Here is a 9,450-nt window from a genome sequence, read left to right as displayed (position 1 = left end):
TTTCTTGGCTCCCGCCCCAAGTTGCAACAGCACCTTCAACTGCCTCTGTCTAGTCTAGATGTAGTTGAACGGGTTTGTGAACACCCACTCGGCGAAATGCTCGCGATCGGCTCCTCCGGACCACTGTTCACATCAACGACCGTTTGTTGAACGGCGGTGTGAGTCAGCCCCAGCCCTGCGACGCCACGAACCGTCTTGGGCGGCGGATGCGAGGCGCAGGCCTGCCCATCACGCCGAGTCCCGTCGGACATGGGCACATAGCCCCGCGCCCGCCAGGCCGAGTGCCGGTACGAGAAGCGCGACGGCAGGAGGCCACACGGACATGCCTGCAGGGGCCTCTCCAAGTGCCTGGGCGAGGAGCATGTGGCTGGCGTTGAACGGCAGCCACGGCGTGATCGCCTCGAGCATCGGGACCATGGACGCGAGCTGTTCGATCAGGAGCATCCACGTGATCGGCGCGGCGACGGACACCGCGACGGAGCGCGTGAGGACGGCAAGCGCCGTCGCCATCGTCGCCCACAGGAGAACGACGAGGAGGTAGGCCGCGAGGTAGGCCCACCCTCGCGGCGACATGGCCAGCCCGTCGGGATAGAACGTCGCCGCGACGAGCGCGAGGCCGATGCCGACGACGTACGCGAATGCGAGGAACGCCCACTGGACCGCTGCCTGTGCCACCAACGAGGCCCATCGACTCTTCTGCGTGAGGAAGGACAGCGCCGTCGACCCCGCATTGATCTCGGTCGCGGTGTGTGTGCCGGCGAACACGATGGCCAGCACATGGAAGATGCTCACGCACTTGCCCAGATCACCGGCGTCGATCGGCCCTCGATAGGCCGGGTCGTAGACGATGCCCATCAGGACGATGGGGCCGACGCAGCAGCCGATCAGCAGCGCAGCGAAGATGCCTGTGGAGCGCACGGTGAGCAGTCGGCGCACCTCAGCTGTCAATGCTCGTGTCATCGCTCGGGCCTTTCTTTGCCATGTTCGGCTTCGGATGATCGGTCGGTGAGGCGGAGGAATTCCTCTTCCAGCCGGATCGGCTTGTCCGTCAGGGCAGTGATGAGCACGTCGAGGTCTCGGCAGGTCCGCGAGAGCGTGAGCGCGTCGGGGACCGTCTCGTCGAATGTCACGCAGAGTCCCTCGGGCAGTGCGGTTACGGGGACCCGCAGTCCGCGCAGAGCCTGCTCGACGCGTTCGTCGTCGTCGGTGCGGAGGAGCGCTTGGCGGCTGCGCGCGTGCAGAAGATCGGCGACGTCCCACTGGCCGAGCAAGCGGCCGTTGTCGATGACGACGAGGCGGTCGGCGAGGGTCTCCATCTCGCCGAGCAGGTGGGAGGAGACAAGGACGGCGTGGCCGCTCGCGGCGGCATCGCGCAGGAAGGCGCGCATCCACTCCATCCCCTGCGGGTCGAGGCCATTCATCGGCTCGTCGAGGACGATGTTGCGCGGTCTGCCCAGCAGGGCGGCCGCGAGCCCCAGGCGCTGCTTCATCCCGAGCGAGTAGCCGCCGATCCTGCGATGAGCTGCCTGGGTCAACGCGACGGCCTCGAGTACCTCCCAGGCGCGGCGGTCGGGTAGGCCGGCAGAAGCAGCGATGGTCGTCAGGTGCGCCAGTCCGGTCCGGCCGGGGTGGAACCAGGAGGCGTCGAGGACGGCTCCGACGACCTCGGCCGGCCTCGTCTGGGCGGTCAGCGGGAGCCCGTCGATGAGCACGGTTCCGGTGGTGGGCTTGTGGAGCCCGAGGAGGCATCGCATGGTCGTGGACTTGCCGGCTCCGTTCGGGCCTAGGAACCCGGTGATGGATCCGTCGGGGACCGTGAAGCTCAATCCTTCAACAACGGTCACCTGGCCGTAGCGCTTCGAGAGACGGTCGACCTCGATCATGCGCGCCCGCCCTGGGACCGGCTGGCCGAATCCGGATGGCCGTCCCGTCCGCCAGTCAGACGCCGGTCCAGCACCGGCGACGCCGCGGCGACGACGGCCGCGACGACGAGGGCACCGAGCGCGAGACCGGAGAGCACGTCGTGGACGTAGTGGACTCCGGCGGCCACTCGAGAGGCGGCGATCGCCAGCGCGAGAGGCAACGCGAACCAGGCGAGGCGGGGGACGACGAGGATGCAGGCGGTGGCGAAGGCAGCGGCCAGGACGGCGTGATTCGACGGCCACGACCAGTCCCCGCTCCCGGGGCAGCTGAGCACAGTGGCAGTGTCGACGACGCTGCAGGGCCGCGGCTCCTCGACCAGCAGCTTGACGGCCTCGCTCAATCCGTAGGCCGTGATCACGCCGAGTCCAGCCAGCGCCAGGAGCCAGAACCGCCGGCGCTCGCGCAGCCAGCACCAGAGAGCGAGGACGCCGGCGGTCGCCACGAGGGCAAGCAGACCGAATTCGGCCACGGATCCCACCGCCGAGGCCAGTGCCGAGCCCTCGGCGAGACCGGCGACAGCGGTGAAGAGGCGCTCACGCACCGGATACGTCGCGAGAGCGAGGGCAGCAAGAGCTGCGACGGCAATCAACAGCGCGGGCCACGGCACGGGGCGGGACGAGGATCTGCGCGACGTCGAAAGCGTGCGCGTCGAAGTTTCGTGAGTCATGAAATCCACGCTATGGACGCGGTTCGGCCTCAGAATCTGCCATGCGGGGCGACTCGTCTATGCCCACGGTCATACCGGCGAGGTGCTGCGCACGCCCGATCGAGGGAGGCGGCGAGCCCACGGTCCCCGGTAGAATGGAGCGCATGACCCTAATTGATCGTCTGTCTGCGCGCCGGAGCGTCGACGCGCTAACGGCGATCGGTTTCGGGGTGCTGGCCTCCGCGCCGGAGCCGGGCCTCTTCATGGCCCTGCTCACCGGCATCGCCGCGATCGCAATCGGGCTCTGGTCCAGGGGTCCGCGCGCGGGCCTGGGAGGACTGGCAGTGCTGGTCGTCGTGAGCATGGCCCGGGCCACGTGGCTCGACGGGCACTGGCTCTACGTCGCGGAGGAGTTTCCCCCGGCGCTCATGCGCGCTGGTGTGCCCTGGCTGATCGGTCTCGCCGTGCGCCAGTACATCGTCCTCGGGCGGAGGGCAGACCGCGAGCGAGAGCTGCGGCAGGTCCAGCGCCTGGCCGAGCTCAAGGAGCGCGCCACCGCCGACCGGCTCGCCCTCGCGCAGTCGCTGCACGACGACCTCGGCCACTCGTTGAGCCTCGTCGCGCTCAATCTCGGACGGCTCGAGATCGACCCGGCACTGCCCGAGAGCGCCCGCACCTCGCTCTTACACGCCCGCAACGACCTCGCCCACGCGGTCGAACGCCTGGGGGACTCCGTCTCCGACCTCAGATCCGGCGCTCCCGTGCTGCCAATGGGCGCAGCATCTGTCGATGCACTGCTGGCCCGGGCCCGCGCAGCCGGTGCGCGCATCACCGTGCAAGGACTGCCGGAACCCAGGCGGCTGCAGGACTTCGGAGGCGAGCAGGTCACGAGGGTCCTACAAGAAGCGATCACGAACGCAAGCAGGCACGCTCCCGGCACCCCGATCGACATCACCGCTGCCGACGTCGGTGCCGAGCTGCGTCTGAAGATCGAGAACGCCCTCGGCGAGACTCCTGCCGACGCGCACACAGCGGGCACGGGCCTGAGCACTTTGGAAAGTGAGCTCCGCGCCCACGGCGGAGAACTCGCCGCGGAGAAGACGGACAGTGCGTTCGTCCTCTCTGCGGTCCTCCCGACTCGCCGTCAGGAGCAGAGCACGCACGATGATTGCGCTGTGGAGGCGACGAGAGACGTCGATGAGAGCTCGACCGGCAGAACGAAGCTCCGCCAGCGACTGATTCTCGCCTCGACCGCGGCGATCGTCGTCGTCGGGCTCGCAGCGGTCGAGGCGCTGACGGTGGTGCAGAACCACCGCGCGCTGCTGTCGGCAGGGGCCTTCTCAAGCATCAGCGTCGGAGACGCGCGGGCGGAGACCGAGCGGATCCTGCCCGGCCACGAGCTGCCGGCCAGGCGGGGCGAGAACCGACCGGACGACTGCCACGACTACGCCGTGACCGCGAACACCTTTGACGACGCTGCCGGGGACGTGTACCGGATCTGCTTCGCGCAGGACGAGGTCTCCAGCACCGAGTACATCGCAGGAGGACAACGATGACAGCGACCGAGGCCCCGGTCAGAGTCCTGGTCGCCGACGACGACCCCCTCGTGAGGACCGGCATCGTCGGGATCCTCGACACCGATCCCGCCATCGAGGTCGTAGCCCAGGCCGCCGACGGAGCAGAGGCCCTGCGCAAGATCGACGCGCACCGTCTCGACGTCGCCCTCTTCGACATCCAGATGCCCGGGATGAGCGGACTCGACGCGCTGCAACGGCTCCGCTCCGACGGGAGCGCGCTCCCCTGCCTGTTCGTCACCACGTTCGGGGAGGACGACTACATCGCCGAGGCCATCCGGCTCGACGCAGACGGGTTTGTCCTCAAGTCCGGCGATCCGCGCCAGCTGATCGCCGGTGTGCACGCCGTCGCCGGTCGCGGAGCGTTCTTCTCGCCCTCGGTCGCCCGGCGTCTGCTCGACTCCGGCGTCTCGACGACGTACACCCAGTACGCGAGCGCCGTCGAACGCTTCGAACGCCTCACGGCTCGCGAGCGAGAGATTCTGATCCGGCTCAGCCAAGGAGAGACGAACGCTGAGATCGCGAAAGCGCTGCACCTCGCTCCCGGCACCGTCAAGGTGCACGTTTCCGCGATCCTGCGGAAGACTGAAGCGCGCAACCGCGTAGAAGCAGCCCTCATCGCCCTTCGCGCCGGACGAGCCTAGATCTTCTCGGGACGACGACGATCAGGCTTCGTCGTGCCGGAGCTTCGGAACGTCCGCGACGAGACCTTCGATGGTGTCTTCGGGGCGGAGACAAGCGCCGCGCAGAGGAGGTCGAAATCTGCCACGGCACCATTGTTCCCGAGTCGCGTCCGACCCTGCTCGCGCGGAGAAGGTCCCGGAGTAGATCTGGGGGCGTTCTTGTGGTCATTCTCAGAAGACGAAGTCGGCGGCTGTCTCGCCGACCTCGGCGCACATCGAAGCGACGTTGCTCGCCTCGATGTCGGTCCTGGACGTCGCAACGTCCGCGAAGTTCTTCAAAGTGTCCTCGGTGATCTCGACGCGTATCGATTCCGCCGCGACGTTCTCCAACGGCGACTTGCCGATCCACGTCGCCTCGAACGCTGCTCCATCGCCGCCGTCGACCCGCTCGAGGGTGGCGACGCCCTCGGACTTCGTCTGGCCGGCGCAGTTGACGATCCCGTAGGTGACCTCGCCCGCCTCCTCGTCGAGCACCCAGCGCTCAAGCGCGGGCGAGAAGTTCTGGATCGCGCGGAGATACTGGACATGCCCGTCCTCGACGCCCAGGTCCGCGGTTGCGCCCGACTTCTCGCCCTGGCCGCCTTCCTCGGTGCTCTCGTCGCCGGTCTCCTCGGCCGGGGTCTCCGGCTCGGTAGGCTCGGTAGCCGGTGCCGAGGGGACTGGATCCTGCGCTTCGGCATGGAACGCGGCGCGGTCCTCGTCGTCGCCGGGGTAGCTGCACCCGCTGAGCGCGAGAGCAGCGGCGGCCAGCAGTGCTGCGCCGATGGTCGTGATCGCCGCCTTCGTCATCAGACGTCACCCCTCTCGGCATCGGGCGTACCAGTGGTCGTCTTCACCTGGAGGCCCGACTTCGTCTTCATCTTCGAGACCAGGTTCGTGAACAGCTGCGGCGCGACGATGAAGGACGCGATGAGCGCCGAGGCGGCTCCGGCGATCCAGACGTTGCTGAAGATGCCGAGCGCCACCGAGAGTCCCCAGCGGAAGATCATGTAGCCGACGGTGAAGCCGAGCGCCAGCAGCGCCATCCGCCAGATGGGCGAGCGGCCCTGGAACTCCTGGAACTCGCGCCAGGCGGTCTTGAGCAGGCCGCGCGTCTCGCCGAAGTCCTTCCGGTTCTTCTCCGGGACGACGATCAGCCCCGCCTTGAGCATCATCGAGATGAGCTGCATGAAGAAGAAAAACAGGCCGGTCGCAGCCAGGTCCAGGGCTCCGGCGTTGGAGATCGCCCAGGCGGCCATGCCGACAGCGCCGCAGGCGAGCAGGGTGCCCAGCACCGTCCAGGCGTGGTTCTCGGGGCCGCCGCGGTCGAGCTTGATGTTGATGTTCTGGTCGGACATGGTCCTCACTCCTTCGTCTCGTCCAGCTTCGCGGGGCCGGAGATGATCTTGATGGCGTCGTTCGGCACGGGAGCGACGCTCTGCTGTGCCTCACCCGCCGTAGAGGAGGCCGACAAGCTGCTTCGCCATGTCCGCGGCGTCCGCCGCGATGAAAATCTCGTCATCGGTATCCAGAATCAACGCCACGGTCTCTTAGACCTCCGACCCCGACCGCCGGTTCCCGGCGGCGCCCCTGCCAACGCTTTTCACACTTTCTGGTGCCCTCCAAGACGAAAAGTCAGTTGCCGAAGAAATCTCTCTGTGAAATCTCCCTGCTATATTTGCAACAAGTTGCCCAATGGGGTGTCCAGGTGGTCGCCGTGGTGATTGACAGGAGGTGGCGGCGTGCTGACTATCGCGAAGATGGGTGCACATTCCGTGGCCTATTATCAGTCCACGGTTGATGAGAATCGGGGGCCGGATTCGTACTATTCCGAGGACGGAAAGCAACCGGCTTCGGTGTGGCTTCGGGGTGAAAAACTCTCCGAGGTTTCGGCATTTTTGGGCACTGACAACGGTGCGATTGTGTCGGGAAAAACGGTTGAGAATTGGTTCAATAAGGCGGTTGCTCCGAGCGGTGCGGGGCTTGGAAATGCTCCGCGAAAGGATAGTGTTCCAGGCTTCGATCTGACTTTTTGTGCGCCGAAATCTGTCTCCTTGTTGTGGGGTATGGGTGCAGATTCTGACGTGCGTGGCATCGTCGATGAGGCCCACCAGGCGGCAGTATCCCAGGCGCTGGATTACTTGTCGGAGCATGCCGGCTACACGCGAAAGCAAGTAAAAGAGCCGGCCGGAAAACGTCTTGTCGTTGAAAAGTTGGCGGGTATTTCGGGCGTGAAATACGAGCACCGCACTTCACGTGCGGGCGACCCGCACGTGCATTCACACGTGTTGTTGGCGAATAAACAGCTATGCCGAGACGGCAAAGTTCGCACGCTCGATGGGGTGAGTTTGTACCATGAGGCGCGCGCGGCAGGCATGGTGTATCAAGCCACGGTGCGTGAAATCTTGAGCCAGAAACTCGGCGTGGAGTTCGGCGACGTGGTCAATGGATGCGCTGAAATTGTCGGTCTTGATGACCCAGAATTGATTGCGTCGTACTCGACCAGGGCGCGTGAAATCGACCAGTGGCAGGCCGACAATGGGCTTGAAACCCGTGCGGCCTATGAGCGTATCGCGCAGAAAATTACCCGGCGTACCAAGGACACCGACACCCCACTAGAGGAGTTGGAAATCGAGTGGGCGCGTGCTGAACACGGCGCGCAGGTGCGTGAGTTTGTGGCCGGACTTGAGCCGAAAAATGAAGCAGATGCGCGTGAATCTTCCGAGGATTTCTTGCCGAAACCGTCCCAAATTTTGGCGGAAGTTGCCGCAGAACGCTCCACGTTTACCCGCGCTGATGTAGCCGAGATAGTAGCAGAACTTATCCGCCCCGGTGCCATATCCCCGGAGGATATGACGGTTACGGTTGAGGGGCTGGTTGATGCTGCGTTGGCTGCGCACGGTACATGGTCGGTGACCCCGGAGAAGTCCCGCGAGCTGGATAGTACCCAGCGTGAAGGTTCGCAGAAGTACACCACTGTCGAGGTGGTCGACGAGGTTGAACGTGGCGTTGATATGGCTACCGCGCGCGTGGAGCGCGGGGTTACCGCCGAGTCGATTCAACCGGTTGAGGGTGAGCTTTCGCCTGCGCAGGCTGATGCTATGCGCGCGGTTGTCGGCTCTGACTATTTGGCTTCTGTGGTGGTCGCACCGGCTGGTGCCGGTAAAACGTCTTCACTTAAATCTGCACATCACGCATGGAATATGGCGGGCAAGCATGTTATTGGTCTAGCTCCCACCGGCAAGGCGGCGGATGTGATGGTCGGTGAGAATGTGGCTGATGAATCCATGACGATTGCGCGTGCTTTTGTTGGCACAGACGATCTGATACCGGAGCATACAGCGGTGAAGCTGGGCTGGAACCGGGACACCGTTGTGGTTGTTGATGAAGCCGGTATGGTGTCTAACCCCGATACGATCCGTGTGCTGGAGACTGCCACTGCTGCCGGCGCGCGCGTGGTCTTTGTGGGAGACCCAGAACAATACTCGGCGGTGAAAGCTCGTTCTGGCTTGCTGGCTACCTTGTCTCATGAATTGCCTGATGCCGTTGAGCTACGCGAGGTGTTCCGCCAGCGTGATGCGGGTGAGCGTGAAGCATCGAAGTGGCTGCGCGGTGGCGAGGAAGCAGACGTTTCTCGTGCCGCCGAGTGGTACATGCAGAACAAGCGCCTGCACGCAGGATCGGTTACGGCAATGATGGACGATGCGTTGGCCGGGTGGCGTGATGATACTGCCGCAGGAAAGCAGTCCTTGCTGGTTGCAGCAACCCGCGACCAGGTCACTGCGCTCAATGCTGCGGCGCAGAAGATTCGCGCCGAGCGCGGCGAGATTAACCCTGAGCACCGCCTAGGTCTGTCCGATGGACTGACAGCCGGTGTCGGTGATGTCATCCTGACTCGTCGCAACGATGCGAAGTTGGTGACCAGCAACGGCGATGTTGTCCGCAATGGTCAACGCTGGGTCGTTGATTCCATCGGGAAAGACGGTTCCATTACGGCCCGACGGTGTGATGATGATTTAGCCACTGTGACACTAAACCGCGACTACCTCGATAAACACACCCAGCTGGGCTATGCCGCTACTGGGCATAGTTCCCAAGGCGCGACCGTGGATGTGGCCCGCGTTGTTGCTGGTGTGGGCAACCTAGATAAGTCCAGTGTTTACGTTCCTATGACCCGTGGGCGTGAGGGCAACTTCCTCTATATCGCCGAGACCCAGCCGGGAGATACCGAGACCGGGCATGGCCAGGTGAGCCAGATTATCCGTCGTGAGTCTGACGAATACGCCCGCGACCTGCTGGTGTCCGCAGGAATGCGCGAGCAAGGCGATAAGACACCCCAGGCGCTGTTTGGGCAGGCCAAGCAGGATTGGGAGCTGACCAAACTCGTCAACCAGCCTTCCCAAACGGATACCGATAACCCGTTTTTCGGCACCGACATGGGCGAGTACATGCGCAGCTTTGCCGCTAAACGCGAAGCGCGCTTTGCTGACTTCCATGCTCGCGCCCAGGCCAACAACGCCGATGAGGTGCCAGAACCGGAATCAGGCAACGAGTACAGCGTTACACCGTCCAATGACGCCGTGGAGCGTATCGATGCCGAGATAGAACGGGTGGTGCTGTTGCAACTTGGGGCGGGAGCCAAGAA

8 protein-coding genes are annotated in these 9,450 nt (G+C 64.7%); 3 read left to right on the top strand and 5 right to left on the bottom strand.

The genetic code is table 11. The annotated features are described in order from the left end of the window. Nucleotides 1-228 precede the first annotated feature (228 nt). Genes HMPREF3088_RS03150 through HMPREF3088_RS03140 form a run of 3 tightly spaced genes read right to left on the bottom strand, consistent with a single transcriptional unit; the run spans nucleotide 229 to nucleotide 2,590 of the window. Nucleotides 229-960, bottom strand: coding sequence for an ABC transporter permease (locus HMPREF3088_RS03150; protein WP_066513013.1), 732 nt, complete (start codon nucleotides 958-960; stop codon nucleotides 229-231). After that, on the bottom strand, nucleotides 957-1,883 hold the full coding sequence (locus tag HMPREF3088_RS03145; protein WP_011867677.1) for an ATP-binding cassette domain-containing protein: 927 nt from the start codon (nucleotides 1,881-1,883) through the stop codon (nucleotides 957-959). Before HMPREF3088_RS03145 ends, HMPREF3088_RS03150 begins: the two co-directional genes overlap by 4 nt. Beyond that, nucleotides 1,880-2,590: a phosphatase PAP2 family protein gene (locus HMPREF3088_RS03140; protein WP_080972059.1), complete on the bottom strand. Its 711-nt coding sequence runs from the start codon at nucleotides 2,588-2,590 to the stop codon at nucleotides 1,880-1,882. Before HMPREF3088_RS03140 ends, HMPREF3088_RS03145 begins: the two co-directional genes overlap by 4 nt. 143 nt (nucleotides 2,591-2,733) lie before the next feature. Between HMPREF3088_RS03140 and HMPREF3088_RS03135 the strand changes: the two genes are divergently transcribed. Both HMPREF3088_RS03135 and HMPREF3088_RS03130 read left to right on the top strand, forming a co-directional pair. Then, a complete protein-coding gene (locus tag HMPREF3088_RS03135) occupies nucleotides 2,734-4,125 on the top strand; it encodes a sensor histidine kinase (RefSeq protein WP_168167037.1) in 1,392 nt (463 codons plus the stop codon). Next, nucleotides 4,122-4,787 carry a response regulator gene (locus tag HMPREF3088_RS03130; RefSeq protein WP_011867674.1) on the top strand — a complete coding sequence of 222 codons (666 nt, stop codon included), beginning with the start codon at nucleotides 4,122-4,124 and terminating at the stop codon, nucleotides 4,785-4,787. The genes HMPREF3088_RS03135 and HMPREF3088_RS03130 overlap by 4 nt, the downstream gene beginning before the upstream one ends. Nucleotides 4,788-4,997: 210 nt before the next feature. Here HMPREF3088_RS03130 and HMPREF3088_RS03125 read toward each other — a convergent pair whose 3' ends face one another. Next, complete coding sequence (locus tag HMPREF3088_RS03125) at nucleotides 4,998-5,615, bottom strand: hypothetical protein (protein WP_066513015.1); 618 nt, start codon at nucleotides 5,613-5,615, stop codon at nucleotides 4,998-5,000. Then, entirely contained in the window at nucleotides 5,615-6,163 is a 549-nt protein-coding gene (locus tag HMPREF3088_RS03120) for a hypothetical protein (RefSeq protein WP_011867672.1), read from the bottom strand. The genes HMPREF3088_RS03125 and HMPREF3088_RS03120 overlap by 1 nt, the downstream gene beginning before the upstream one ends. Nucleotides 6,164-6,547: 384 nt before the next feature. Between HMPREF3088_RS03120 and mobF the strand changes: the two genes are divergently transcribed. Further along, a partial coding sequence (mobF, locus tag HMPREF3088_RS03115; protein ID WP_246818019.1) for a MobF family relaxase occupies nucleotides 6,548-9,450 on the top strand: 2,903 nt, incomplete at its 3' end.

It is taken from the genome of Corynebacterium sp. HMSC22B11 (assembly GCF_001815965.1).
Taxonomy (GTDB): Bacteria; Actinomycetota; Actinomycetes; order Mycobacteriales; family Mycobacteriaceae; genus Corynebacterium.
The sequence above is the reverse complement of the archived record's forward strand: the minus strand, read 5'-3'. Positions and strand labels throughout refer to the sequence as shown.

What these genes read in the sequence shown, in the direction of transcription:
- HMPREF3088_RS03150 (WP_066513013.1), bottom strand. Translation starts at nt 960, where the DNA reads ATGACACGAGCATTGACAGCTGAGGTGCGCCGACTGCTCACCGTGCGC.
- HMPREF3088_RS03145 (WP_011867677.1), bottom strand. Translation starts at nt 1,883, where the DNA reads ATGATCGAGGTCGACCGTCTCTCGAAGCGCTACGGCCAGGTGACCGTT.
- HMPREF3088_RS03140 (WP_080972059.1), bottom strand. Translation starts at nt 2,590, where the DNA reads ATGACTCACGAAACTTCGACGCGCACGCTTTCGACGTCGCGCAGATCC.
- HMPREF3088_RS03135 (WP_168167037.1), top strand. Translation starts at nt 2,734, where the DNA reads ATGACCCTAATTGATCGTCTGTCTGCGCGCCGGAGCGTCGACGCGCTA.
- HMPREF3088_RS03130 (WP_011867674.1), top strand. Translation starts at nt 4,122, where the DNA reads ATGACAGCGACCGAGGCCCCGGTCAGAGTCCTGGTCGCCGACGACGAC.
- HMPREF3088_RS03125 (WP_066513015.1), bottom strand. Translation starts at nt 5,615, where the DNA reads ATGACGAAGGCGGCGATCACGACCATCGGCGCAGCACTGCTGGCCGCC.
- HMPREF3088_RS03120 (WP_011867672.1), bottom strand. Translation starts at nt 6,163, where the DNA reads ATGTCCGACCAGAACATCAACATCAAGCTCGACCGCGGCGGCCCCGAG.